The following is a 26596-nucleotide window of genomic DNA, read 5'->3' as shown; positions in this document are numbered from 1 at the left end:
AATGGTAAGAGAAAGACCAGTAGAGACAGAAAATGAAGTAGATGCTCATGGCGCCTTCGTTAGACAGAAAAACAGATTTACAACGCCATTTGGAGATAAAGAAGGAGAGTTACCAGTGGAAGCGGGACGCTATCGTCTGATTTGGGCGAAAGGATGTAACTGGTCGAATCGTTCATCCATCGCTATTGAGCTCTTAGGTTTAGAAGATGTCGTGAGCGTCAATTTAGTCGATGGCGGCGATCACTTTGCAAAGTATGGCTGGGCCTTTGATTATGATGAAGGGGGCAAGGATCCTATTTTAGGAGTCAAGTATTTAAGTGAACTCTATTACAATACCGATCCCAATTATCAAGGTCGCTGCACAGTGCCGGCATTAGTGGATATTAAAACTAAGAAAGTAGTTAATAATGATTATCATCATTTAAGCAATTATTTTGAAAAAGATTTCAAAGCCTTCCATAAAAACAAAATTGATTTGTATCCGGAAGAATTAAGAGATGAAATTGATACTTTTAATGAATGGCTTTTCCATAATATCAATAACGGGGTATATCGCTGTTTCTTTGCGCAAAGCGTTGAAGCTTATGAAGAAGCCTACAATGATTTCTTTAATGGCTTAGATGTCTTAGAAGAGCGTCTTAGTCAAAAGCGTTTCCTCTTTGGTGATTATGTCACTGATAGTGATATTCGCTTTTACGTTACCTTAGCGCGTTTTGATGCCCATTATTATCGTAACTTAGGACCAATCAAGCATCGTATTGTCGATTATCCAAACATTTGGGCTTATGCCCGTGATCTCTATGAGATTCCGGCTTTCAAGCATAATACGTATTTCCATTACTACGCTGAAGAAGATAAGGTGCCTAACACGATCTTCCAGTCTTTTAATGCGAGATTCTGGAAAACCTATGATTTTGAGGGCTTATGGTCAACACCGCAAAACCGTAAAGCCTTAAGTCAGACACCGGAAAGAAAATTCAAGGAGGAAAAGTGAGATGCGTGAAAAGAGTTTTGAACAGACCCATAATGGGAATATTGCAACGAGTGAATCGGTGCATGAAATTAATCATGAAACGGGACAGTTTGTCCGTCAGAAAAATAGATTTACCACACCTTTTGGTGATCAGGAAGGGCAACTGCCGGTGGAAGCGCACCGCTATCGTCTTTTATGGACACCGCTTTGTCCCTGGGCGCATCGTCAAAAGATTGCCTTTGCCCTTTTAGGACTCGATGATGTCATCTCAACCGGGACAGCCCATCCTCACCGCAGTGAAAAAGGGTGGTCTTTTGCGAACAATCCAGGTGGGGTGGATCCAGTTTTAAAGATTCATTACTTGCCAGAGATTTATGCGGAAACGGATCCTAATTATACCGGCCGAGCTACAGTGCCATGCATCGTGGATGTGAAGACCCGAAAAGTCGTGAATAATGATTACTTTAATTTAACGTACTATTGGGAAACAGCCTGGAAACCATTCCATAAAAAGGGGGCTCCTGATCTTTTCCCCAAAGATTTACGTGAAGATATTAAAGCACTCAACGATGTGATCTTCAATGATGTCAATAATGGTGTTTATAAAGCAGGCTTTGCGGAAAGTCAGGAAGCATATGAAGAAGCTTTTGATGCTTTATTTGCCCGTTTAGATGAATTAGAAGAACGCTTATCGCATTCGCGTTATCTTTTTGGTGATCGCTTAACCGATAGTGATATTCGTCTCTATGTTACTTTAGCTCGTTTTGATATCGCTTATTATCCCGTTTTCTTATGTAATCAAAGACGGCTGATCGATTATCCTAACCTTTGGAATTATGCCAAAGACTTATATAGTATTCCGGCATTTAAAAATACAACGCATTTTGATGCGATCAAATATTATCATCACAATGAATTTGGCATTCTGCCAAAGGGACCTGATCTTTCTTTATGGGAAGAGCCCAATGATCGCGCGGAAAAGTTTGGAGGAAAGTAAATGAAACGATTATCTTTAAGTTTATTAAGTTTAGCATTAGCAGGCAGTTTAACCGCCTGCGGCAACACTAACAAGAGTCAAACGGATTTTACAATGGCGATGGGAGAAGATATTTCTTCTTTCGATAGCGCCAGCATCGCTGATGGCGGCTCCATCCAGGTGATCAAAGCGGCCACGGAAGGGCTGATGAGTCATGGCAAAAATGGTGAAACCATCAATGGCTTAGCAGAAAGCGTTGAGACCAGTAAAGATGGAAAAACTTATACCTTCCATTTACGTGATGCCAAGTGGTCCAATGGCACAGTGATTAAAGCCGATGACTTTGTTTATGGGTTTCAGCGTATCTTTAAAGTAAGCGGCCCTTATATTTATATGTTTGGTTCTGCTGGCGCTAATATTGTCAATGCAGATAAACTCATGGGGGAAGCCTTAAGTAAGAAACTGACTGACAAAGATTTGAAGACCTTAGGTATTACCGCGAAAGATGACAAGACCGTTGTCATTAAGTTAACCAAACCAGTCCCTTACTTTAAACAGTTAATGACCTTTACGTGCTTTAGACCTATTAATCGTGCTTTTGCCCTAAAGCAAGGCAAAAACTATGGCCAAAATCCTAAAGCTTATTTGTCAAATGGTCCATTTAAGTTAGTCTCATGGGTCAAAGGATCGAAAGCTGAATTTGAAAAGAATAATACTTATTACAATGCGAAAAATATTAAAATTGATCATTTAACGATTAATTTAGCGCAAACTGCGCAAGCAGCGGCAGCGGGCTATGAAAACGGAAAAGTTGATATGTTCTTCCCAACTTCTTCTGTCTTAGACAAATATAAGAATAAGAAAGGCTTCAGTTCTTATAATACCGGCTTTGAATATTACTTATTACCGAATTTAAAGAATAAAGCCTTAGCCAATAAGAATATTCGTCAAGCTGTCTCTTATGCTATTAATCGTGATGACTTTGCGAAGTCCATTTTCAAAGACGGTTCGACAGCGGCGACGGGCTTTGTCCCTAGCGGCGTCGCAACGTCACCAAAGAAAGTCGATTTCCGTAAGGATGCCGGTGATTATAAAGTATTCACCTACAATCAGGCAAAAGCTCAGAAGGCGCTCAATAAAGGGCTCAAACAGTTAGGAAAGAAAGTCATCACTTTAAGAGTACTCTATGGAACCGATGAAACACTCATGAATCAGTTTGCGACATATGTCCAAAATAGTTTAAGCAAACTGAAAGGCTTAAAAGTTGAAGTCGTTGCCACAACGAAACAGGATCGTGTCAACAATCGTCAGAAAAATGGTGATTTTGATCTCTCATGTACCCGTTGGGGCCCTGATTATGCCGATCCAACAACCTATTTGAATTTACTTGTCTCAAGCAATGGTGATAACTATGGTCATTATGCATCGAAAGCTTATGATGCAAAAATGAATAAAGCCTATAACAGTCGCAATGTCAATAAACGCTGGAAAGCGTTAGTCAGCGCTGAAAAAGTGGCCATGAATGATTTAGCTGTTATTCCTGTCTTTAACCAGGGCGGAGCTCAGATGATCAATCCTAAGTTTGGCGGTATTTATACAAAACCAATGGTTGGGACAATCTTCAACTACGCTTATTTAAAATAGATTCCAGGCAGCCAAATGCTGCCTTTTAAATTGGAGAATTCTCCGTATTATTTAGATAAATTATAAAATATGTCTAAATGTTTTGCATAATGATATCAAATCAATTATATTTATAGACAGAAGGAGGGATTGACTATGTTTTCAATCATTTTGAAAGTTGTTTTGGTCATCATTGTGCTTTTACTCCTGGCATCCACCATTAAAATTGTGCCGCAGGAAAAAGAGTACGTGGTGGAAAGGTTAGGAAAGTATTCTCGCACGCTTAAAGCGGGGATCAATATTCTGATTCCATTTATTGACAGTGTCCGTCGAAAAGTGGATACCCGTGAGAAGACGGGAGACTATGAACCACAGCCAGTTATTACGAAAGATAACGTTACGATTCAAATTGACTCGGTTATTTACTATCACATTTTTGATTCGCATCTTTATACTTATGGGGTTGTTAACCCAGAAGTCGCTTTAGAGACATTAACTGCGACAACCCTGCGTAACCTGATTGGGGATTTAGAATTGGATGAATCCTTGACTTCAAGAGATGAAATCAACTCTAAAATGCGTGTGATCTTAGATGAGGCGACTGATGCCTGGGGCATTAAAGTCAGCCGCGTAGAAGTCAAGAATATTATTCCGCCAAAGGATATTCAAAATGCGATGGAACGTCAGATGCGTGCAGAGCGTGAAAGACGTGCCTTAGTAACGGAATCCGAAGGGCGTAAACAGGCGGAAATCCTTAAGGCTGAAGGGGAAAAAGCTTCCTTAGTCTTACGCGCCGAAGCGGAAAAAGAAGCAGCCATTGCGAAAGCGCAAGGACAGGCGGAAGCGATTAAACTGATGTATGAAGCGCAGGCAAAAGGGATTCAGGAAATCAATAATGCGAATCCATCCCCGGCATATGTTCAGTTAGAAGGCTTCAAGTATCTGAAAGACTTAGCTAATGGCCAGGCTACGAAGATTATTATCCCAAGTAATATGGCATCCTTAGCGAGTACCATTACCAGTGCAAGCGAATTGATCAAAGGTGATCCACTCAATGTCAATGTCGATGTCGAATCACCAGAGCCGGATCCTTATGCGCACTTACGGACTGAGCATGATCCAAAAACCCATCGCTATGACCAGCAAACCAAGTAGGAGAATCTAAGGATTCTCCTTTTATGTGACCAAAATGAAAATAATATGAAACAATTTAAGAACAGTATTCGGAAAGATCTCCGTAATAAGATAAAAATGCGTCAATAATTAAGGTCACATATAAAATTAAAGTCTTTTATATCAAATATTCAAGAAACTATTTCAATTATGCATAGAAAGCGTTAACATAAAACTAGAAATAGGGGCTTTTATATGCATTCAATAAAAAGTAAAATCATCTTACTCATCTTAAGTGCGATGGTAACCATGGCCTTACCATTAACGCTTATGAATTTTCGTAATATTGAAAAAATGGAAACCAGCAGTGCCAAAGAAACGCTTAACGCAAAATGTCGTTTGAAGAAAAATGAAGTCGATCAGCTGCTTGTGCGTTGTGAAGACTTTGTCAATGGCAGCGCCAGCGTGCTTAAGAGTACCATGACAAAAAATGATTGCCACAATGCGGACAAACGTCAATGGGAATTATCATTATTAAAAAAGATGATGGCAGAAAATATCAGTCAAATACCTGTTGTGGCTGGTTATTATGTACACTATAATGAAGATCTCGTCCACGGGAAAGAAGGATTCTGGTATGTCAAAAGTCACGATCGTTACATCCCTAAAGCGATTACCAGTGCGACGGATTATAAAGCTAATCAAACCAAATGGAATGCCTGGTATTATGCTCCATTAAAGGCAAAAAAAGGTACCTGGGTGAAACCTTACTATAATGCCAATGCGACAATGAATTTGATTAGTTATGGGATGCCAGTTTATATTGAGGGTGAATTTTGCGCTATTATTGGTATTGATTTGAGTTTTGAAACCTTAGCCCATTACTTTAATCATACCTCTGTTTATCAAAGCGGCAAGGCATTGCTCACGGATCATCAGTTCAATACCTTATCAGAATCTGTCACAATCAGTTCAGTAACGGAAATTAAAGGCATTGATCTGCAAAAACTAAAGAAGACGTCCACTAAAAATGATGTGATTGATTGTCAGTTCCATGCGAAAAAGAGTGTTATGGCTTATACGACGCTTAAAAATGGTTTGCGGGTCGTGATGTTAGTGCCGCAAAAGGAAATCTTTGCGAAAAGAGATCAGGCACTTTTAGACACCGCATTCATCGCCGGCAGTTTATGGCTGCTTTTTATCATCATCGGTTTCATATATGCTTACCGGATCACGCGGCCGCTGCATCGTTTGACGCAGGCTGCTCAAAGTATTTGTGAAGGAGATTACCATACGCAGTTAGATGTTAAGGGGGATGACGAAATCGCCCAGTTAACGAAAGCTCTGAATAGAGCCACGGAATCCGTCTTTAAAAATGTCAGCTATGTCTCTAATCAGGCTTACCAGGATGAGCTTACAAAAGTGAAAAACTATAATGCCTATAAGCGGAAGATCGAAACCCTTAATGATGCGATTGATTTACATTTTGCGAATTTCGCGATTGTGATGTGTGATATGAACAGGCTCAAACAGATCAATGATGAGTATGGTCATGAAAAAGGTTCCTTAGCTATTAAACTGATGTCAAAAGTCATTTGTGATATATTTAAACATTCACCGGTTTACCGCGTTGGCGGGGATGAATTCGTCGTCATCTTAGAAAATGATGATTTAGCCCACATGCATGAATTGCTTACACAGTTAGATCCTTATTTAGTAGATCGTGATTTTTCTTTAGAAAGTCCTTGGCTGCAAGTGGCGTTTTCTATGGGGGCATCGCACTATATCCCAGGGGTTGACAATCATTATAAAGATGTTTTCCAAAGAGCGGATGCAAAAATGTATGCATGCAAGAAAGCCCTGCATGCAGAAAGGAAATAGTATGGACAATGTAATCTTTTTAGATTGTGATGGTGTCCTCAATAATGCGACAACGCAGGAAGTCGTGGAAGCAACGGGCTTTATTGGCGTGGATACCCATAATCTCTTACAGTTATATCGCTTAGTGAAAAAGAGCCAGGCTACAATTATCTTATCAAGTACCTGGCAGAATGATCCGTTGATGTTTGAATATCTGAAAGTCAAATTACATCACTATCAGATGAAAATTATTGATGTCACCCATGAAAAAACAATTTATCGCGGTGCGACAATTAAAAAGTATATCTTAGAACATGGGATTACAAATTATGTCATTTTAGATGATTATCCTTTTGAAGACTTCTATACCATGCGGTTAGATCATCATTTCGTGAACACCGACTTTAAGTACGGCTTGACGAGTCATGATGTGGCTAAAGCTTTAGAAATTTTGAAAATCTCATGAAATCACGCCTTTCTTCTCTTATAATAGGGAAGGGAGGCGTTTGTGTGTTTAAAAGAATTTGTATTTATATCTTAGGTATTTTCATCCTTGGTTTAGGCTTAGTCCTCAACTCGAAAACAGGCTTAGGGGTTTCACCTATTATTTCCGTGCCTTTTGCTTGCTCACAGATGAGCAGCTTATCGTTTGGCAGGTGTACGAGCATCGCTTATATCGTTTTGGTAATCATTCAATTACTTGTTTATCGTAAGATCACTTTAAGTGTCCTCTTACAGATTCCCTTTTCCTATCTCTTTGGTTTATTAATCGATTTTTACAATGCGTTGCTACCAATTTCTCATCCTTCTTTTATCGTCGCGTTTTTCATTTTACTGCTTGCCATCTTCTGCACCGCTTTAGGGGCCTTTCTGATGGTCAATATGGAACTCATCGTGAATCCCGGCGATGGCTATGTCAATGCCTTTGCGAAAGTAACCGGGAAACCTTTTGGCAAGGTCAAACTGATCACCGATTGTATCATGATTACGATCACTCTGGTTTTATCATTATCTTTAGCTGGGCATATTTATGGCTTAGGTCTTGGAACAATCCTGGCAGCGATGTTAACGGGGACAACGATCAGTGTGCTCGATCACTTTTTAGGACGTCAGCTAGCCGTCATTGTCTTGCGATCAAAAAAGGGCTAAAAAGCCCTTTTTAAATAGAAAAGAGAAAGGCGTGAACCTTTCTCTATTGCGCATTGCCGGCAGCGTTTGCATTGCTTGAGGCCGCTTGTGAAGCACTTGATGAAGTCGATGACTTAGAGGTTGTCGACTTATTTGTCGTGCCGGAAGCTGCACTGCTTTGTGTCTGTTTATTTGTCGTAGCGCTATTGTTTGTCGATTGCGTATTGTTTGAACTGTTAGCTGTTGATGAATTGCCCGCTGAAGACTGACTATTGGTATTTGAACTGTTTTGTGACGTGTTTTGATCTGTATTTGTATTACCATTAGTATTCGCGTTGTTTTCAGCGTTGTTTGTATTACCAGTGGTTGTCGAATTGTTGGAATTCTGCGTTTTACGACGACGATAATAAGACGAACTTGAGTAAGATGAAGAATATCCTGAAGGGATGCTGGCGTTTTCGAAGTGTGCCGTTTCCTTTCCTCTTAACATATAAGACTGGATCGAACGCCAGATTTGTACAGGGGCCATGCCGCCGTAGAGGGATGTATCTTCAGGGTCATCATTACCACACCATACGGAAATAGAATAGTAAGGGGTATAACCACAGAACCAAGCATCTTTATTACTATTTGTGGTTCCGGTTTTACCAGCTGCGTCAGTAGAAGAGTAAGCTGACCAGTTCATGGAACTTGCTGTCCCTTTCGTAATGACACCACGTAAGATACCAGTCATCTTCTGTGATGCCGATTCACTATAAACACGTTCACTTGCTGGTGCTTTGTAGATTTCTTTTTCATCTTTATCTTTAATAGATGTTAAACAGTCAGCCTGCGTGTAAGAACCATAGTTAGCTAAAGTTGAATAAGCATTGGCCATTTCATAGGTTGTGGCCCCAGTGGTGAAACCACCTAAAGCAGAAGCTAAGCCATAATCACTTGGCATCACGGTATTAAATCTCATTTTTACGAGTTTATTTAAACCGACCGTTGGTGTAACCTGATCATAAAGATAGATCGCACAGCCATTGACAGATTTGAAGACAGCCTGCGCTAAGCTCATCGAAGAGCCGCCCATATTTTGGATGCTGTAACCAGATTTTTTACGATCATAAGCTGTTTGCACATCAATATTTCTTAATGTAGAATAAGCTGTTTTCCCTTGTTCTAAAGCAGGGGTATAGACAACTAATGGTTTAATGGCCGAACCTGGCTGACGTGGTGACTGATAAGCACGGTTTAATGAATACGATGAAGTATTACTGTCCTGACGACCGCCGATGATGCCAACCACTTTATGGGTTTTGTTGTCAATGACGGTTAAAGCGCCTTGCAGCTTGAACGAACCATTAGAAATACGTGTTGAGTAACGGGCTAACTGTCCGTTCATTAAGATCTGTAACTGTTTCTGACGCGCAGAATTTAAAGTTGTTTTAATGGTATAGCCTTTTGTATAAAGGGTTTCTTTCATTGCTGCATATTCACTATTATATTTTTTCTTATAAGCGTTATAGGCATTTGTGGAAGCCCGTTTATACTGGAACTTAAAGCCATCTTTCTTCATTAAATAAAGAATTGTGGAATGGATCGCATATGTTGTCGCATAATCAGAGATTTCAGCTGTTTTTCTCTTGGCGATTGTAATCTTTTCGTTTGTAGCTTGCGTGTACTGCGCTTTGGTAATGAGCTTGTCATCTAACATCGCACTTAAAATACGGTTACGACGATTGATGATTCCTTGTGAGTTTTTATAAGGGTTGTATAAAGCGGGACGGTTAGGAATGGCTGTTAAATAAGTCGCCTGACCTAGCGTTAACTGATTGGGCTTCTTATTAAAGTAAACGCTCGCCGCATCCGTAATCCCATAAATATTGTTGGAGAAACAGCAGGAATTGACATAGTATTCCATAATTTTCTTCTTGCTGTATTTCTTCGTGATGTCCCTTGCTAAAAAGATTTCCTTAATCTTTCGCCCGATGCTCTTTTCTCTTGTCAAGTAGATGGTACGTACTAACTGCTGGGTGATCGTTGATCCGCCCTGTGTCATTGAACCGTTTTTAATAACGGAGACAAGGGCACGCAGTGTCCCGCGTAATGAGAAGCCATTATTTTTCCAGAAGGTCTTATCTTCGATGGCGATAAAGGCATTGACGACATCCTTAGGAATTTCGTCATAGTCGGCATAAGAGCCGCCAGTATCACCTTTGAAAGAATAGAGCAGCTTGCCAGTAGAGTCATAAATCTTTGAAGGATTACTCAAAACGAAATCTGACTCCTTGCTTTTCGCCGCAATTTCCGCTGCTTCAGAAGCGTAGGAAGGTAAAAATTTGCCATCGATCTTTAACGTTACGGCATTCGCTGCCGCAAAGAAGAGCACAATGACAATGACCACCACAAAAGCGACATATGATAAGCGTCGCAGATGACCGTTTTGAATGCGGCTCATCGGCAGCTTGCCCTTACGCTTTGGGGGTCTTTTTCGATGTACATATTGTTTTCTATGTGTTTTTCTTCTCATAACTTACCTCAATCCTTTGTAAATTCATTTGATCATATCCATATTACAATAAATAACCTCAAATGAAAACAAAAATCACCTCTTTCCCCATGTTTTCTCCGCTTAAAGAGGCTTTATTCACACACTTTTTTAGAATTGTGTGAAATGCGTTTTGATTTTCTTTACCGCTTCATTATGCTATGATGGGGTGGGAGGAAATTGTATGTCAATTATTTCAAAAGTATTAGCCACTTTAGTCGCTCTAGAGTTTTTCTACATTATGTATTTAGAAACCTTTGCGACTTCATCTGCTAGCACCAGTCGTGTCTTTAAAATGGATTTAAGTGAATTATCGCGTGATTCTGTCAGTACACTTTTTAAGAACCAGGGTGTTTATAACGGTTTAATCGCCATCCTGATTCTTTTCAGTGTCTTTGTCTTTCCAAGTAAGACGTATACGATGCTGTATATGGGGTATATCATTTTAGTCGCTGCCTTTGGTTCATTAACGAGTTCAAAAGATATCATTCTTAAACAGGGCGGGCTGGCTATTATTACACTTATTACATTACTTGTTTTGTAGATACGTTAATATCTTTTTATGGGCGGTAGGGATCGCGAAGGTCTCTATCGTTTTTTGATCGTAAAAATGTTCATCTTTTTCTTTGGCAATAAAGTGATAAACATGCATATGCCAGGTTCGGTGGGTAAAGACATGTTTAAAGTCTTTGATGCTTTCTTCGACGCTTAAAGAAAGGCCATAGTCCTTTTCAAAAGCTTCCATAAAGGAATAAGGCGATTCTACTTCATACTGGATCAGACCATACATATTTTCTAATAAGCCTTCTTTATTTTTAATGAGCATCAGCTCATCTTGATAAGTAATGACGCCGGTAATAAAGCTTAATTCCTGCTTTTTGATCTTTTTGATATTAATCGGTAAGACTTTTTCTTCATGATATTTATATGCCTGACAGCAGCTTTGCAGCGGACAGGCTTCACAAAGCGGATTTTGTACTTTGCAGATGGCATTAGCCAAATCCATCAGTCCCTGATTATACTTTGCTGAGTCGTAGCCTTGGATATAACGATTAGAACGTTTCGTAATTTCTTTGACCGTTTTCGTCTCTGCAATATTATCATGCAGGCGATCTAGCCGCGATAAAACGCGCAGCGCATTGCCATCAATAGCGGCGTAGCTCTGATGGTAGGCAAAAGAGCAGATCGCACTTGCTGTATAGGGACCGACGCCTTTTAAAGAGAGGACATCCTCATAGGTTTGCGGGAAGATCCCATGAAATTGCGCCATAATTATCTGCGCTGATTCATGAAGATGTTTGCAGCGCCGGTAGTAGCCTAAACCTTCCCAGTATTTATACACTTCATCTAAGGACGCTTGCGCTAAGGCTTCAACGGTGGGAAACCGCTGCATAAAGCGCGTGAAATAAGGGATAACCGCAGTCACGGTTGTCTGTTGGAGCATAATTTCACTCACCCAGATGGCATAAGGGTCATCGATATGACGAAAAGGCAGATCCCGATGATGGGTATCATACCAGTTAATTAATAATTCCTGAAATTTCATTTGTATCACCAGGACGTATTATATCAAGATTCTCGAAAAAAGTTATAAAAATGCATATTTGTGAGCATCAGTTCACACAAATTTCATATTCAAGTGTATAATGAATGAAAAGAGAAGCAGAAAGGAGGACGTTTATGAGTAAAATCGAAATTCAGTGCAACAATCATCAGGCCTGTGCAAAAGACGTAGAGACATTCGTAAAAAATGAATTAAAAGCGAATGATATCCGTTTAAACACAGTCGCAGACTTAAATATCTATTATAAGCCTGAACATAATCAAGTCTATTATGTGGCAACGACTAAAGATGGCCGCATTTATCGTAATATTGAACCATTAGAATTCGCCTAACAGGCTTATATATATTTAAGGAGAAGGGGAAGTAATTCCCTCTTTTTGCATTTAAGAAACTTTATATAGACCATGAGTTTCCTATATTTACTCTTGATAACTTTGATGATATGATAGAGGTGAAAAAAGGAGGTCGAGTGTTATGAAGTTAATAATCGCGATCGTAAACAATGATGACAGCAGCACTGTTCAGTCAGCATTGACTGAAGGCGGCTACTTTGTCACAAAATTAGCTACTTCCGGGGGATTCCTGAAGAAAGGGAATACGACATTCTTTATCGGAACTGATGACGATAAAGTGGATGGTGCTATTGAAATTATTAAGGCTAACGCCAAAAAACGCGTTGAGAAAGAACCTACTGTTCCACCAACAGAAATGGGTGAATTCTTTACCCCAATTATGGTCGATGTATTAGTCGGCGGGGCGACCGTTTTCGTCTTAAATATTGATAGATTTGAAAAATTATAAGAGGGATGGGGACATCCCTTTTTTTAAGGAGCAATCATGGAAATACAGTTATTATCAAAACGTAATGAAGCCCAGGTATTAGATGTCATGAAGACCTACCAGATGAATTATTCATTTTATAATCCCGGTCAGGTCTTTTTATGCGCCATGGAAAATGGCCTTCTTTATGGCTTTGTCGATTTATATAAATGTGAAGACGTCAGACTGATTTATGCGATGCCTGGCTCTCGCCAGGTGGAAGTCTTTGCGATCTTATTACAAGCCGTTGAACGCATCGGTTATGGGCGGATTCTCTTACATACCAGTGAAGCGAATATTCCCTTTTTTACAAACTTTGGCTATCATCACGAAGGACAGGGACGAATGGTAAAGATCTTAAATGAAGATCATCATTTTAAAACCTTCGAAGAAGTGCAGGCTTTTATTGACAGCCAGCCCATGCGGGTTTATAGCTTAGATCATTTTAAAGATTTCGCGAGAAATCATTTTAATATTCAATATGTCTTAAAGGCGGTGCATATTGGCGGCACAAATGGCAAGGGGTCCACCGTTAATTACACTAAAGAAGTCTTAAAAACAGCCCATTATAAGGTTGGCACCTTCACTTCGCCTTCATTAGATGAACGTTTAGATATCATCAAAATCAACGATGAACCAATTCCTGAAAAGGTCTATGTTAAATTAGCCAATCGTTTTATGTCTTCTTTTGTGGAAGGTGAACTCTCTAAATTTGAGATGGAAGTCTTTATGGCGATTCTCTACTTTATTTATAAAGGGGTTGATGTCTCTTTATTTGAAGTGGGCTTAGGCGGCACTTTAGATGCGACTAATATCATTGGTCCATTACTAGCTGTGAATACGAACATTGGCTTAGATCACACCAATTACTTAGGCGATACGTACAGCGAAATCGCGCGCGCCAAAGCGGGAATTATCAAAGATGGAGTTCCTTATATGACGGGGGAAACGCGGTTAGAATGTCTGGATGTCTTCTATGAAGAAGCGCAAAAACATGGCAGTGAACTGATTGTCATCGATCCGGTTACCGATATTGAAGTAGTAGAGGACCAGTTACACTTTGATTATCATGGCTATCATGTCACTTTAGATACGACCGCGCGCTATCAGGCGCAAAATGCGGCGTTAGCTATTAACATCTTAGAAACGATTGAAGAATATTTTCCCTTTACAACCAATGATTTGCTGACGGGTTTAAAACAGGCGCATTGGGCTGCCCGCTTTGAAAAAGTCCATGAGCATCCACTGATTATTATTGATGGCGCCCATAATAAAGAAGGCATGGAAGCTTTTTATGAATCAGCGAAAGCTTATGCGCATCCACATATTATCTTTAGCGCCTTAGGCGATAAAGATACCCATCATATGTTAGAAATCTTATTAAAGCTTACAGATGATATTGTCGTCACGCAGTTTGATCATCCCCGCGCTGCCACGGCTAAAGCTTTAGCAGATGATTTCCCCGTCCAAATCAATGATCACTGGCAAAAAGCCGTTGATGACGCCTTAACAATGAAAGAGCGGACGATCTTTATTACGGGTTCTCTTTACTTTTTAGCGAAAGTGCGTCGCTATCTTCATACGAAAGAGTAAGAATCTATCCTTAGAGATAGGTTCTTTTCAGTTTATGCAAATTTACGGACAGTGCTTAATAAGATTCTTATACTTGAGGTAAAGAGGTGTCGAAAATATGTTAAAAGAAGGATTTTTATGGGGCGGGGCTGTCACTGCCCATCAAAGTGAAGGCGGCCACACGATGTATGGCAAGGTGAGAGCAGTTTGTGACAATATTTGTCAACCAGAATTTGGTGACTTTAAAGATGGCATTGATGAAATTCATCGCTATGAAGAAGACTTTGCCTTATTTGAAGAATGCGGCTTTACCTGTTACCGCTTTTCGATTGACTGGTCGCGGGTATCTCCCGATGGGATTCATTTCAATGAAGAAGCCTTAGAATACTATGATCGCTTCATTGATGCGCTGATCGCTTATGGGATGGAGCCGATGTGTTCACTCTATCATTTTGAAATGCCACAGGTATTAATGGATGAGTACAATGGTTTTTATTCGCGGAAAGTTGTCGATATGTTTGTAAATTATGCTTATAAGATGATTGATCGTTATGGCGATCGCGTTAAGAAATGGATTTCTTTCAATGAACAAAATGGGATTGCCTTTATCAATGATGAGAAATTTCTCTATGGGGCGAAGTGTCCCGAAGGTGTTGATTTCCAGACTTTTGTCAATCAGCTCATTCACAATACCTTTGTGGCGCATGCGTTAGTGGCGAAAAAAGTGCATACGATCAAAGATGCCCAGATTTTAGGAATGATTATCTATGCGCCGGTGCAGGCGAAAACCTGTGATCCTCGTGATGTGAGAGCGGCGATGGATCATAATGCCATTACCGAGCAGTATCTCTATATGTTCACTCATGGTGAATATTTGCCTTACATTTACCAGAAAATGATCAAAGAAGATAAGCTGCCAGAAATGGAAGCAGGGGATCTGCAGTTACTAAAAGAGAATACTGTGGATATGCTTTCCTTAAGCTATTATTTCTCTCATGCATATAGCGCACAGGAAGGGGAATGTAAGAACCCTTATCTGAAAGAAAGTGAATGGGGCTGGCCGATTGATCCGACAGGGTTATATTTAGGCTTACGTGATATTTATGATCGTTATCGTTTACCAATTATGGTGGTGGAAAATGGCTTAGGCGCGAAAGATATCTTAGAAAACGGCACTGTTTATGATGATTATCGTATTGACTATATGCGTGCACATATTCAAGCGGTCAAGGAGGCGGTTAGTGATGGCGTCGATTGTCGTGGCTATTTAATGTGGGGACCGATTGATATTTTAAGCAGCCACGGCGAAATGGCTAAACGTTATGGCATCATTTATGTCAATCGTGAAGATCATGATCTGAAAGATATGAAGCGTTATAGAAAGAAATCTTTCACCTGGTATCAGAAAGTGATCGCTTCCAATGGTGAAAAACGTTACTATTCACAGTGCTGAAAGATTAAAAATTGAATAATGTCTTTATTTAGGGGTATATCCATATATGGGATACCCTTTTATTATAACTTTTAAAGTGATTTATAGTCATGTATTAACAATTCAAGTGTCTTATTCCTGACAACCAAAAAAGTATTCTCTTTTTCTTGATAATTTCAGCAAACATAGTCTCTAATAAATTTAAATTATATGTAAATTACTATTTATTTTAAGCTAGTTATATGATATACTGTATATAGTAACAAGGGGGTGAGAAAAGATGGCAATTGTTTATGTGACAAACAAGAAAACTGGCAAGAAATATGCTTATGAATCTGTTTCAGTTTGGAATCCTGAGCTCAAACAGCCTAGAGCAAAACGCAAATACCTTGGCGTTGTAGACGAGGAAACTGGAGAAATTATTCCTTCAAGCAAAAAGCGAGGGAGAAAGCCTAATCCTGATAAAAATACAGCTGAAAATGAAGAAAAAGCAAGCGGCAGAAGAACCTATAAAAAGATGGTTGAGGATATGCAAAAAATTATTGCAAGCAGAGATGATGAGATCAAACAGCTTAAGGCGGCTAATAGAAAGCTTACCAGCAAGATCAATAGAATTGAATCAATTCTTAATAATGATGATTAACAAGGAGTAAATCAATGGATTCTTTAGGAACACTATCAGTAAAATATGATAAAGCATGCAAAAAGATTGGTGACCTTAAAACAAGACTTTACGATTGTAATGAAGAACTGAAATCCAAAAAACAGAAGCTTGAATACAGGGATAACAGAATCGCAAAATTAAAGCAGCTTTGTCTTGAAAAAGATGAAATGATTAGAAATCTTAATGATGAAATTAACAGACTGAAAGACAAGATTGAATATCTTAATGCCATAAGCAATCATGACTCAACTACCGTTGGTATTCCTACTGCGTCTACTCCTATAGGAAAAGCAAAATATAACTCAAGCATCAATTCCAGAGAGCCTACTGACAGAAAAATTGGAGGTCAGCCAGGACATTCTAAAAGTGAACTCGGTATTCCTGATGATATTGACGAAGAAATTGAATATGTGGCAGATGATGCAACTGAGTGTCCGAAATGTGGTTCTCATGAACTTGTTTTCACCGGCAAAACTAAAGCTGTATATGAGAAAACTATTAGCATCAAGCCTATAAACCTCAAAAAGGTTTTCTATCAATACAAATGCGGAAGCTGCGGGACTACATTTTTTCTTGGCCTGAAGCCTAATGAAAGATCAGCCTGTCACTATGGGACGGCAGTACAGGCCGTTGGCTTATCGCTAATGAATACCTGCAATGTTCCTATTAACAAGGTTAAAACCTTTTTTGAGGGGATCACAAACGGAGAAATAAGTCCGTCAGAAGGCTACCTTGCAAAACTTCCTATGATTGCATCAAAAAAGTTATCTGAGTTCCGTATAGTTTTAAAGAATCTAATGCTCCAAAGAACTCTCGTATATTGGGATGACACTGTTATCAATATTAATACAAAGAAAGGCTGCCTGCGCTTTTACGGAGATGAAACACTCTCATATTATACGGCTCATGAGAAGAAAGATCTTGAAGGGATTGAAGAAGACAAAGTCCTAACACTACTCACTGAAGAGCAAAAAACGATGCATGATCACAATAAAGTGAACTATAACGCTAAATTCAAGTTTGGCAACCTTGAATGCAATCAGCACCTTCAGCGTGACCTCAAAAAAATCGCTATTGATACAAAACATGATGAGCTTATGGAACTGAAAGATCTTATTTCCGATACCATCCACAAACGCAAAGAAGCCATAAACAAGGGAGAGACTCGCTTTAGTGATGAATTTATTGAAAACTTTAACAAAAAAGTTAATGATATACTCAACCGAGCGGAAAAGAGAAACAAAAAAGATTATGATGCATACTTTGGAAGATCCGAGAAGACGCTAATTAAGCGTATACGTGATTATTATGATAATTACTTTGCTTGGGTAAATGATTTCACTCTTCCGACAACCAATAATTGCGCAGAACGCGGACTTAGAGTCGTAAAAAGCCATATGCGATCATCAGGACAGTTCCAAAATATTCAAAACGCTCAGTATTACGCAGATGCCAAAACGTATATAGAAACCTGCAGGAAAAACGGAATAAATGAGATCTATGCAATGATACGACTTTATGAAGGTGATCCAATAACGGTAAAAGAAATATTCTCAGGGGAAGATCTCTCCTGAGAATCGACAAACCGTTATAATGGTGGAATAAGGTATCATAGCCATTACCTGAAATCAGATTTAACATCATGCTTCATTTCGCTGTGTATACATTTTACATACCTCTTTACTACAATTAAAACAAGGCCGTATCACGGGCACCGTTCCGTGCTCTTTTTAGGTACAACTTTATATATCAACTATATCTAACCGTGAATAGTAACTGAAAAACTTTAAATTTGCGCTTTTTTCCTTGTATTTTTACTTTTTCTATGGTAGCCTAGTTAAGCTTAGAAAGAGAGAACATACATGAGTAAAATTAAATTTAATGAATTACCTTTATCGGATGATGTGTTAAGAGCCATCGATGAAATGGGCTTTACAACACCAAGTAAGATTCAGGAGAAAGCGATCCCCGAAATTATTAAGGGACGCGACCTGATCGGTCAGGCGCAGACGGGCACGGGCAAGACTTTAGCCTTTGGGTCAGCGCTTTTGTCAGAGTTACATCATAGTGATCATATTCAGGCGATTGTATTATCGCCAACCCGCGAATTAGCCAGCCAGATTTATGAACAGTTTAAACGGATTGGAAAATATACTGATTTACGTTTTACCTGCGTTTATGGCGGCAGTGAAATCGAAAAACAGATTCGCACCATTAAAAGAGGCGTCGATGTGTTAATTGGGACACCGGGACGTGTAATGGATTTAATGCGTCGGAAAGTGGTCAAATTAGATCATTTGGTTTACTTTGTTTTAGATGAAGCAGATGAAATGTTAAACATGGGATTTGTGGATGACATTGAAACGATTTTATCAACGGTTCCAGAAACGCGTCAGACTGTGTTATTTTCGGCAACGATGCCTGATGGCATCAAAAAGATCGCTTCAAACTATATGAAGCATGATTATTTACATATCCGCATTAAAGAAAAACAGCAGACCGCGACGACGGTCAAGCAGTTCTTCTATGTGGCGAAGCCAAAACAGAAGTTTGAAGTGTTATGTCGTATTTTAGATTCCCATGACATTGAATCGGCGATTATCTTTTGTAAGACCAAACGCAGCGTTGATGAAATTTCCAGCGAACTGCAGGCGCATAATTACAATGTCGAAGCGATGCATGGCGATATTTCTCAGACCACGCGTATGCATACCTTAAGACGTTTTAAAGATCATAAGATCAAATATTTAATCGCCACGGACGTTGCAGCCCGCGGGATTGATGTCGATCATGTCAGTCATGTCATCAACTATGAATTACCTCAGGAAGATGAATTATATGTCCATCGTATTGGCCGTACCGGCCGTGCCGGCAATACTGGCGAAGCTTATACGATCGTTTCTCCAAGAGAACTTGGCATCTTAAGAAAGATTGAACGTAAGACCAATTCCCACTTTGTGGAATTAGATATTCCTTCCATTGATGATATCTTTAATGAAAAGATTAAAGAATTGTTATTTGATATTCAGGATGTCTTAGATCGCGGAGCGCAGCATGATTTCTATAATGTTGTACGCGATATGCCAAAATCAATGCGGGATGATGTCTTAGCCGCTTTATTAAAGATGAATTATGATAGCCGTATCGGTTATGACTACCAGGATGATTATGCGATGGTCAAGGAAAGCGTTGATCATGATCGTCTCTTTATCAATCGTGGTAAGGTAGATAAGGTCAACAAGTCACGTTTGTTAGCGTTCTTATGTGATACCGCACATATTCAAAAAAGTGATATTGGGGAAATTACGATCAAGAGAAAATTCAGTTTCGTTAATGTGAAGAAGGATGTCACGGATAAAATCCTCTCAACCTGCAATCACAAGAAGCTCAATTCAAGAAAAATTAACATTGAAATTGCCCAGGAGATGTAGAAGAACTTTTATTGAAAAGTTCTTCTTTTTTTGCATTTTGACATGTGAAATTTATATTAAAATGTTTGTAAACGGATACAAAAGTTGGTGAAAACGCTTGCGCAAATTATCATAAAGAGTATAATTGAATTTGTACTTAACAAGGAGGAACTAATAAGTTATGAAAAAATATGTTTACCTTTTTAAAGAGGGTGCAGCATTAGACATGCCTCTTTCAAAAAAGAAAGAAATCTTTGGTGGTAAAGGTGCCAACTTGGCAGAAATGACCGGAATTGGTTTGCCAGTCCCACAGGGCTTTACCGTTACAACTGAAGCTTGTACCCAGTACTATGAAGATGGTGCAAAATTAACCGATGAAATGAAGAAAGAAATCCAGGATAATTTAAAAGAACTGGAAAAAATCACTGGCCGTACATTCGGCGATCCTAAGAACCCATTATTAGTATCTGTTCGTTCTGGGGCTCGTGAATCAATGCCAGGGATGATGGATACAGTCTTAAACTTAGGTTTAAATGACGAAGTAGCAGCGCAGTTTGCGAAAGATACTGGCAACGAACGTTTCGTTTATGACTCATATCGTCGTTTCATCCAGATGTTTGCGGATGTTGTAAGAGGCTTCCCAAGAGAAAAATTCGAATTACAGTTCGATAAAATCAAAGAAGAAAAAGGTTATGAATTCGATACTGATTTAACAGCTGATGACTTAAAAGAAGTTGTTGAATTATATAAAGAAGAATTTGCAAAATTAGATCCAGCTGGTTTCCCACAGGATCCAATGACGCAGTTATATGCAGCCGTAGGGGCCGTATTTGGTTCATGGAACAATGATCGTGCGATCACTTATCGTCGTTTAAACGATATCCCTGGTTCTTGGGGTACTGCCGTTAACGTTCAGCAGATGGTTTATGGTAACCGTTCTGAAACATCTGGTACTGGTGTTGCCTTCACTCGTAACCCAGCAACTGGTGAAAAGAAATTATTCGGTGAATATTTAATGAATGCGCAGGGCGAAGACGTTGTTTCTGGTGTGCGTACACCTAGCCCAATCGCTACTTTAGCTGATCAGATGCCAGAAGTTTACGATCAGTTTGTAAAGATTTGTGATACTTTGGAAGATCACTATAAAGATATGCAGGATATGGAATTTACTATTGAAGATGGTAAATTATTCATGTTACAGACAAGAAATGGTAAGAGAACTGCTCAGGCTGCCTTAAGAATCGCTGTTGAAATGGTTCAGGAAGGCATGTTAAGCAAGGAAGAAGCTTTATTAAAAGTAGATCCTAAAGCATTAGATCAGTTATTACATCCAAACTTTGATCAGGATGCCTACAAAGCTGCCAAAGCTGTCGCTACTGGTTTAGCAGCTTCTCCAGGTGCTGCGACTGGTCATGTTTACTTCACTGCTGAAGAAGCGAAAGCAGCTCATGACAATGGTGTCACTGACTTAATCTTAGCGCGTAACGAAACATCTCCAGAAGATATCGAAGGGATGGTCGTATGTAACGGTATCTTAACTGTCCGTGGTGGTATGACTTCTCACGCTGCCGTTGTTGCTCGTGGTATGGGTACTTGCTGCGTATCTGGCTGTGGCGCGATCAAAGTTGATGAAGCGACTAAGACATTAACATTACCAGATGGCCGTCAGTTACATGAAGGTGACTATATGTCATTAAATGGTTCAACTGGTGAAGTCTTCGCAGAAAAGATCAAAACTGTTGATCCTGAAATCGGCGGTAACTTTGCGACATTCATGGAATGGGCAGATGCCGCTCGTAAATTAAAAGTGAGAACAAACGCTGATAACCCAAGAGATGCTAAACAGGCAAGAGACTTCGGTGCAGAAGGTATCGGTCTTTGCCGTACTGAACATATGTTCTTCGACGAAGAAAGAATCTTCAACTTCCGTCGTATGATCTGTGCTGAAACAGTTGAAGAAAGAGTAGAAGCATTATCTAAGATCGAACCATATCAGCAGGCTGACTTCGAAGAATTATATAGAACAATGGGCAAATACGGTGTTAATATCCGTTTCTTAGACCCACCACTTCATGAATTCTTACCTCATACAGATGAAGAAATCAAACCTTTAGCTGAATCTTTAGGTATGACTTTTGAAGCATTAAAAGCGCGTGTTGAATCATTAAAAGAATTCAACCCAATGATGGGTCATCGTGGCTGCCGTTTAGCTGTTACTTACCCAGAAATCGCGGCTATGCAGACAGAAGCTGTCATCAAAGCTGCTATCAACGTATCTAAAGAAACTGGCGAAATGATTGAACCAGAAATCATGATCCCATTAGTTGGTGAAGTTAAAGAATTAGCTTTCGTTAAGAAGACTGTTACAGCAACAGCTGATGAAATCATCAAAGAAGCTGGCGTTGATATGAAATACCATGTTGGTACTATGATTGAAATCCCAAGAGCTGCTTTAACAGCCGACAAGATCGCTACTGAAGCTGAATTCTTCTCATTTGGTACAAATGACTTAACTCAGATGACATTCGGTTTCTCTCGTGATGATGCTGGCAAGTTCTTAGGCGATTACTATAAGAACAACATCTACGAACATGATCCATTCTCAACAATCGATGTTGATGGTGTTGGTCAGCTCGTTAAGATGGCTGTAGAAAAAGGAAAAGCAACACGTCCAGATATCAAGTTAGGTATCTGTGGTGAACATGGCGGCGATCCTAAGACTGTAGAATTCTGCCATAATGTTGGTTTAACTTATGTATCTTGCTCACCATTCCGTGTACCATTAGCAAGATTAGCTGCTGCTCAGGCTGCTGTTAAAGAAAAATTAGCGAAATAGAGATACATAACTTATTAGGGAAGATGCACGTTTCAATGAAACGTGTGTTTTCTTTTGTCTTATTACTAAATATGATATAATACCTTCTAAGGAAGAAATGAAATATGAAACTATTATTACACTTAGAAAGCTATGCCGTATTATTATTTTGTGGGGATCTCATTCCTACGAATATTCCGGCTCTGACAATTGAAGAATGGAAAAATGTAACGGAAGCGATAAAGATCAGTCATAAAGATGGGATTAATAGCCTCTTTGGCTTAAGCTATGAAGGCTTAACCCAGGTTGTTGGTTTAAGCGATGCTTTAGCGCGCAAGATACTTAAACGTGAAACCTTGATGCCAACTCTCTTTTATGCCTTACATAACTTAGAGAAGGAGGGGATCGGCGTCACCACCATTTATGAGGATAATTATCCAGCTGGTTTACATGTTCTTAAAGAGGAACCGCCGATCCTTTATTATGTTGGTGATTTATCTCTTATTGATGGCAAGATGATCGCCATTGGCGGTCGTGACCATCAGGATACCAGTGAAAAGCAGTTAACGACGGCCTGCATGCAAAAAGCTCTGATCGAAAATCGAACGCTTATTATCGGTGATCGTGACGTCGATGATTATATGCGCCGTTATACTTTATCGCATGGCGGCCGTGTCGTAGAATTCGTGGCTGATCATATGGTTGATATCGTCAAGAAGCGAAAACGCTATTTTAATAAAGGTACCTTAACGATTATCTGTCATCGTGATCCTTATGGTTATAATGATGACGAAGCGATCAAAGTGCGTGATTTATCATTATGCGCTTTAGCTTCCGCGATGTTCGTGACCGCTTCTGCCATTAATAGTGATCTTTATGCGACTTGTGTCACGAACCTGCATTATCATTACACACCGCTTTTAGTCATGAAGCCAAGTGATATGTATGATGGCAATCTGCGTTTGTTGGAGATGGGTGGTCATTTAGTCACCTTATCACAGTTAGCGAGTGATACGATGATTGATGATCTTTCAACGAGTGAATCCATTGAAGAGGGTGCTCGTCCGGATCAGATGTCCATCTTTGAATTTATTGAGGAGGATGATCATGCAGCTTAAACAATCTTTTCAAAAATATCCTGTCACCTGCAGTCTGATTGCTTTATGTGTCATTTATTATATTGGAACATCGCTTTTATTCTCTTTTAATATGAGCGCCGCCCAAGGCATGGCGGCGGGTGCTTTTAATCCTGCGTATGTCCGCTATGGACATCAGTATTATCGCTTATTAACGGCAAATTTTGTTCATTTTGGCATTATGCATCTCGCTGTTAACTGTTATTCTCTTTATAACATGGGCACTTTTATCGAACGCTTATTATCCCGTAAGGATTATCTGATCATCTTACTTGTCAGCGCCTTAGCGACCACCGGTTTACCATATCTTTTATATTTAATGAATGGATATGGTGTGAGCAGCGTAAGCGGCGGGATCAGTGGAGTGATCTTTGGCCTCATTGGCGTGGTTGGAGCACTTTATAAACTGTATCCTCACATCTTTCGTGATGTCGCTAAAGCATTAGCCATCAACGTTGCCATGATGTTAGCGATCTCCTTTTTAGTGCCATCCATCTCCTTATCTGGTCATGTCAGTGGTTTAATTGGCGGTTTTCTCAGTGCTTATGTAATAATTCGTTTCACCCATTTTCAAAATTAGGAGTGAGTTATTATGAGTATCAAAGAAAAATGGCAAGATTATCGTCAGCGTCAGGAAGCGAAAGCTTACTTCCGCTCTCATAATCATTATATTTTAAAAGGTAAAGACTATGCCTTAATGATTGGTGTGGGCCTTATTGAAGGGCTGATTATTGGGGCGATCTTAGCCTTTTTAGAAAATCTGTTACCGGTAAGCTTTGCGATTATCTATATCTTAATTGGTTATTTAATGGCCGAAACGATGAAACGTTTAACCGATATTCGCTCAAAGCAGGTCGGCATCGTCTCAGCGGTCATGACGCTTGTCTGTGTCTACTTACGTGAAGTCATTGGCATCATTATGATGCAGTCATCTTTATTGATGAACATTTCCTTCTTAACGGTATTACGTTTAGCTTTTGGCGCTTTAGCGTCAATTGGTTTGATTGGCTGGCTCTTTATTTTAGCTGGTATGTATGTGGCTTATATTCGTTCATTATGACATTTTAAGTTCATATTTCGCGTGTATGATATGAAGTAGAAAAGGAGTGTGAGAACTAGTGAATGTTGCTGTTGTTTATTTTGGAAAAAAATGCACGGCTGATTTAGCGGATGATATTGCGCGGGAAGCGCGCACTCATGCGATAACTCCTGATGAGTATGATTTTGACAGCCAGGTCGATTTACTGTTAATTGGTTTTAGCTGCTTCGCGAATGGTCATAAACAGCGCAAAGAGATTCATGATTTCATTTCTCGGCTCGATCGGGACCATGTGAAAAATGTCTCGCTGTTCTCCTTGTTTACATTCAAAAATGGTCTCTTAGATTATACAATCAAAGAGATTCAGAAACAGGATTTGCCATTATTACGTGATCAGTATGAATGTAAAGTGCCGATGAAAATGGCGATTACCGATAACATTCTGCAGGGAGCACGCGTGTATGTGAATGATATGATCACCATCGTGAATAATTATTACTAACCACCATTTGGTGGTTTTTTATTTGAAAAAGCGAAGCATTGCTTCGCTTTTAAGGAATACGTTCGATTTTTTTTAACTGCATCCATGTTTTTATAAACTGTAAGAGGGATGCATCAGTCTTTTCGTTGATCGTATGAGCTTCCTCTAAAAGAGGTAAAGGCATACTTAAATCGGCTTCACCGCAAATATCTAAACCAATAATCGGATGATCGACAAAAGCGATCGCTAAAAGCTTCTCTAAGGTCGGTAAACTCATCTTTCCCTGATTCCAGTTGGTAAGGGCGTAGTGATCGGATAAAACGTCTTTATCGATCGAAATATAGGAAGGCAGGGAATCAATGCTATTGAGCATCTCAAGATCTTTTGCAAGGAGATCCTCATAGGTTATAGAGATGCATTTGTGATGAAGATCCATTGCGTCAAAAGCTTTTTTCTCAGGCCCGATTAAAATGAGCTGATGTAAATGGGGCTGGGCTTTAAGGACTTCTTTGATCCAGTTGCCACAGGAAAGCATATCTTCAAATAAGGCATCCTGCATATCGGTATGATGATCAAAGACGATCAGGTTAAAAGGTTTTTGAATTTTCATTACAAAGAAATACGTTAAGTAATGATAATTGCCATTGTCGAGAAAATGGATCCCTTGTATTGGGAAAATCGATAATAAACGCGTTATTGCCTTTTTGGCCTGATCAGAACAATACATATTCGTTTCTGGTAAACGTGATAAATCTAAATAGGTGAAAGGCCAAGTCAAGGGATCGTGGCGATCATAAATGTGGTTAAAGTCTAAAATAAGATTCTGGGTCATAAAAAAGAGTCTCGCGACTCTTATTCGATGACCATGGCATTAGGGATCGGCGCATTAGGATTCTCTTTATTGAAATGATCATAGTATAAAATACCATCAAAATGATCCATTTCATGCTGAATACAAATCGCCGTATAGCCACGGGCGGTAATTTTTACATGTTCGTTTGTTAAGGCATCAAAAGCTTCAACCACAATTTTTGCGTGTCTTGGGACAATGCCATGCTGATCCTCAGGCACGGATAAACAGCCTTCACCATTTGCTAAATAAGCTGGTTTAGGGGTATAAGCCACAATCTTTGGATTGACTAAGACCCACTTGTCTGCGCGGGTTTCATGACCGTCTTTATCATAGTAAGGAACGAGAATGGCACACATTCTCTTTAATACACCAACCTGGACAGCGGCTAAGCCAACGCCTGGTCGTAAATCATATTTTTCGGCTTTTTCTTCATCCTGTGAGGCAATCAAATACTCCATCATATCATGAGCAAGCTGTTGATCTTCTTCGCTTAATGGAAGGGTCACCTCTTGGGAAATTTCTCTAATCATTGGATTTTTATCATCAATGATGTTTTTCATTGTAATCATTACATGTCACCTCGTGCTCCATTATAACAAAACTTA

The 26596-nt window shown here is 39.5% G+C and carries 24 protein-coding genes; 20 read left to right on the top strand and 4 right to left on the bottom strand.

Features of this window, described 5'->3' with window-relative positions; genetic code table 11:
* Position 1 precedes the first annotated feature (1 nt).
* The 7 genes from SG0102_RS09565 (at position 2) to SG0102_RS09535 (ending at position 7694) form a co-directional block, all read left to right on the top strand.
* A complete protein-coding gene (locus SG0102_RS09565) occupies positions 2–994 on the top strand; it encodes a glutathione S-transferase C-terminal domain-containing protein (RefSeq protein ID WP_125119717.1) in 993 nt (330 codons plus the stop codon).
* Position 995: 1 nt separating this feature from the next.
* Entirely contained in the window at positions 996–1970 is a 975-nt protein-coding gene (locus SG0102_RS09560) for a glutathione S-transferase family protein (protein ID WP_125119716.1), read from the top strand.
* Positions 1971–3593, top strand: a complete 1623-nt coding sequence (locus tag SG0102_RS09555; RefSeq protein ID WP_125119715.1) for a peptide ABC transporter substrate-binding protein — start codon at positions 1971–1973, stop codon at positions 3591–3593.
* A gap of 135 nt (positions 3594–3728) precedes the next feature.
* Complete coding sequence (locus tag SG0102_RS09550; RefSeq protein ID WP_125119714.1) at positions 3729–4727, top strand: SPFH domain-containing protein; 999 nt, start codon at positions 3729–3731, stop codon at positions 4725–4727.
* A 213-nt stretch (positions 4728–4940) separates the two neighbouring features.
* A complete protein-coding gene (locus SG0102_RS09545; RefSeq protein WP_125119713.1) occupies positions 4941–6566 on the top strand; it encodes a sensor domain-containing diguanylate cyclase in 1626 nt (541 codons plus the stop codon).
* Position 6567: 1 nt separating this feature from the next.
* The gene (locus tag SG0102_RS09540; RefSeq protein ID WP_125119712.1) at positions 6568–7011 is read left to right on the top strand and encodes an HAD domain-containing protein; all 444 of its coding nucleotides are present in this window, start codon (positions 6568–6570) and stop codon (positions 7009–7011) included.
* A gap of 44 nt (positions 7012–7055) precedes the next feature.
* Positions 7056–7694, top strand: a complete 639-nt coding sequence (locus SG0102_RS09535; protein WP_125119711.1) for a YczE/YyaS/YitT family protein — start codon at positions 7056–7058, stop codon at positions 7692–7694.
* A 43-nt stretch (positions 7695–7737) separates the two neighbouring features.
* On the opposite strand, the gene SG0102_RS09530 is transcribed toward SG0102_RS09535, so the two are convergent.
* Positions 7738–10188 (bottom strand): transglycosylase domain-containing protein, encoded by a 2451-nt coding sequence (locus SG0102_RS09530; RefSeq protein WP_125119710.1) that lies wholly within the window; start codon positions 10186–10188, stop codon positions 7738–7740.
* A gap of 202 nt (positions 10189–10390) precedes the next feature.
* On the opposite strand from SG0102_RS09530, the gene SG0102_RS09525 reads away from it, so the two are divergent.
* Complete coding sequence (locus SG0102_RS09525) at positions 10391–10750, top strand: DUF1304 domain-containing protein (protein ID WP_125119709.1); 360 nt, start codon at positions 10391–10393, stop codon at positions 10748–10750.
* Here the strand turns inward: SG0102_RS09525 and mutY are convergent.
* Positions 10736–11752, bottom strand: coding sequence for an A/G-specific adenine glycosylase (gene mutY / locus SG0102_RS09520; RefSeq protein WP_125119708.1), 1017 nt, complete (start codon positions 11750–11752; stop codon positions 10736–10738). The two genes, SG0102_RS09525 and mutY, sit on opposite strands and share 15 nt — an antisense overlap.
* A 104-nt stretch (positions 11753–11856) precedes the next feature.
* Here mutY and SG0102_RS09515 point away from each other — a divergent pair, with 104 nt between their 5' ends.
* From SG0102_RS09515 to SG0102_RS09460, 12 genes are all read left to right on the top strand, one after another.
* Positions 11857–12102 carry a DUF6465 family protein gene (locus SG0102_RS09515; RefSeq protein WP_331852248.1) on the top strand — a complete coding sequence of 82 codons (246 nt, stop codon included), beginning with the start codon at positions 11857–11859 and terminating at the stop codon, positions 12100–12102.
* A 142-nt stretch (positions 12103–12244) separates the two neighbouring features.
* Positions 12245–12571: a cyclic-di-AMP receptor gene (locus tag SG0102_RS09510; protein WP_125119706.1), complete on the top strand. Its 327-nt coding sequence runs from the start codon at positions 12245–12247 to the stop codon at positions 12569–12571.
* 36 nt (positions 12572–12607) lie between these two features.
* Entirely contained in the window at positions 12608–14182 is a 1575-nt protein-coding gene (locus SG0102_RS09505) for a glutamate ligase domain-containing protein (protein ID WP_125119705.1), read from the top strand.
* Positions 14183–14279: 97 nt separating this feature from the next.
* Positions 14280–15614 (top strand): glycoside hydrolase family 1 protein, encoded by a 1335-nt coding sequence (locus SG0102_RS09500; protein ID WP_125119704.1) that lies wholly within the window; start codon positions 14280–14282, stop codon positions 15612–15614.
* A 259-nt stretch (positions 15615–15873) separates the two neighbouring features.
* Positions 15874–16236, top strand: coding sequence for a hypothetical protein (locus SG0102_RS09495; protein ID WP_125118090.1), 363 nt, complete (start codon positions 15874–15876; stop codon positions 16234–16236).
* 14 nt (positions 16237–16250) lie between these two features.
* Positions 16251–17831, top strand: coding sequence for an IS66 family transposase (locus SG0102_RS09490; protein ID WP_125118089.1), 1581 nt, complete (start codon positions 16251–16253; stop codon positions 17829–17831).
* Between the two features lie 288 nt (positions 17832–18119).
* Positions 18120–19688: a DEAD/DEAH box helicase gene (locus tag SG0102_RS09485; protein WP_125119703.1), complete on the top strand. Its 1569-nt coding sequence runs from the start codon at positions 18120–18122 to the stop codon at positions 19686–19688.
* 160 nt (positions 19689–19848) lie between these two features.
* Entirely contained in the window at positions 19849–22503 is a 2655-nt protein-coding gene (gene ppdK, locus SG0102_RS09480) for a pyruvate, phosphate dikinase (protein WP_125119702.1), read from the top strand.
* Positions 22504–22607: 104 nt separating this feature from the next.
* A complete protein-coding gene (locus SG0102_RS09475; protein WP_125119701.1) occupies positions 22608–23600 on the top strand; it encodes a DNA-processing protein DprA in 993 nt (330 codons plus the stop codon).
* Positions 23590–24198: a rhomboid family intramembrane serine protease gene (locus SG0102_RS09470; protein WP_331852247.1), complete on the top strand. Its 609-nt coding sequence runs from the start codon at positions 23590–23592 to the stop codon at positions 24196–24198. Before SG0102_RS09475 ends, SG0102_RS09470 begins: the two co-directional genes overlap by 11 nt.
* 12 nt (positions 24199–24210) lie before the next feature.
* Complete coding sequence (locus SG0102_RS09465) at positions 24211–24678, top strand: hypothetical protein (RefSeq protein ID WP_125119699.1); 468 nt, start codon at positions 24211–24213, stop codon at positions 24676–24678.
* 58 nt (positions 24679–24736) lie between these two features.
* Complete coding sequence (locus SG0102_RS09460; RefSeq protein ID WP_125119698.1) at positions 24737–25159, top strand: NADPH-dependent FMN reductase family protein; 423 nt, start codon at positions 24737–24739, stop codon at positions 25157–25159.
* A 49-nt stretch (positions 25160–25208) separates the two neighbouring features.
* Here the strand turns inward: SG0102_RS09460 and SG0102_RS09455 are convergent, their stop codons facing one another.
* The gene (locus tag SG0102_RS09455) at positions 25209–25970 is read right to left on the bottom strand and encodes an arginase family protein (protein WP_125119697.1); all 762 of its coding nucleotides are present in this window, start codon (positions 25968–25970) and stop codon (positions 25209–25211) included.
* A 20-nt stretch (positions 25971–25990) separates the two neighbouring features.
* Positions 25991–26560, bottom strand: a complete 570-nt coding sequence (gene def / locus SG0102_RS09450) for a peptide deformylase (protein WP_125119696.1) — start codon at positions 26558–26560, stop codon at positions 25991–25993.
* Between the last annotated feature and the right edge of the window lie 36 nt (positions 26561–26596).

Origin of the sequence: Intestinibaculum porci, assembly GCF_003925875.1 — a bacterium.
Classification (GTDB): Bacteria; Bacillota_I; Bacilli_A; order Erysipelotrichales; family Coprobacillaceae; genus Intestinibaculum; species Intestinibaculum porci.
This window is presented reverse-complemented; position numbering and strand designations above follow the sequence as displayed.

Coding starts and splice junctions, on each gene's coding strand:
- SG0102_RS09550 (WP_125119714.1), top strand. CDS start 3,729: ATGTTTTCAATCATTTTGAAAGTTGTTTTGGTCATCATTGTGCTTTTA.
- SG0102_RS09505 (WP_125119705.1), top strand. CDS start 12,608: ATGGAAATACAGTTATTATCAAAACGTAATGAAGCCCAGGTATTAGAT.
- SG0102_RS09465 (WP_125119699.1), top strand. CDS start 24,211: ATGAGTATCAAAGAAAAATGGCAAGATTATCGTCAGCGTCAGGAAGCG.
- SG0102_RS09470 (WP_331852247.1), top strand. CDS start 23,590: ATGCAGCTTAAACAATCTTTTCAAAAATATCCTGTCACCTGCAGTCTG.
- SG0102_RS09540 (WP_125119712.1), top strand. CDS start 6,568: ATGGACAATGTAATCTTTTTAGATTGTGATGGTGTCCTCAATAATGCG.
- def (WP_125119696.1), bottom strand. CDS start 26,560: ATGATTACAATGAAAAACATCATTGATGATAAAAATCCAATGATTAGA.
- SG0102_RS09560 (WP_125119716.1), top strand. CDS start 996: ATGCGTGAAAAGAGTTTTGAACAGACCCATAATGGGAATATTGCAACG.
- SG0102_RS09455 (WP_125119697.1), bottom strand. CDS start 25,970: ATGACCCAGAATCTTATTTTAGACTTTAACCACATTTATGATCGCCAC.
- SG0102_RS09555 (WP_125119715.1), top strand. CDS start 1,971: ATGAAACGATTATCTTTAAGTTTATTAAGTTTAGCATTAGCAGGCAGT.
- SG0102_RS09475 (WP_125119701.1), top strand. CDS start 22,608: ATGAAACTATTATTACACTTAGAAAGCTATGCCGTATTATTATTTTGT.
- mutY (WP_125119708.1), bottom strand. CDS start 11,752: ATGAAATTTCAGGAATTATTAATTAACTGGTATGATACCCATCATCGG.
- SG0102_RS09515 (WP_331852248.1), top strand. CDS start 11,857: ATGAAAAGAGAAGCAGAAAGGAGGACGTTTATGAGTAAAATCGAAATT.
- ppdK (WP_125119702.1), top strand. CDS start 19,849: ATGAAAAAATATGTTTACCTTTTTAAAGAGGGTGCAGCATTAGACATG.
- SG0102_RS09485 (WP_125119703.1), top strand. CDS start 18,120: ATGAGTAAAATTAAATTTAATGAATTACCTTTATCGGATGATGTGTTA.
- SG0102_RS09525 (WP_125119709.1), top strand. CDS start 10,391: ATGTCAATTATTTCAAAAGTATTAGCCACTTTAGTCGCTCTAGAGTTT.
- SG0102_RS09565 (WP_125119717.1), top strand. CDS start 2: ATGGTAAGAGAAAGACCAGTAGAGACAGAAAATGAAGTAGATGCTCAT.
- SG0102_RS09510 (WP_125119706.1), top strand. CDS start 12,245: ATGAAGTTAATAATCGCGATCGTAAACAATGATGACAGCAGCACTGTT.
- SG0102_RS09500 (WP_125119704.1), top strand. CDS start 14,280: ATGTTAAAAGAAGGATTTTTATGGGGCGGGGCTGTCACTGCCCATCAA.
- SG0102_RS09530 (WP_125119710.1), bottom strand. CDS start 10,188: ATGAGAAGAAAAACACATAGAAAACAATATGTACATCGAAAAAGACCC.
- SG0102_RS09490 (WP_125118089.1), top strand. CDS start 16,251: ATGGATTCTTTAGGAACACTATCAGTAAAATATGATAAAGCATGCAAA.
- SG0102_RS09495 (WP_125118090.1), top strand. CDS start 15,874: ATGGCAATTGTTTATGTGACAAACAAGAAAACTGGCAAGAAATATGCT.
- SG0102_RS09545 (WP_125119713.1), top strand. CDS start 4,941: ATGCATTCAATAAAAAGTAAAATCATCTTACTCATCTTAAGTGCGATG.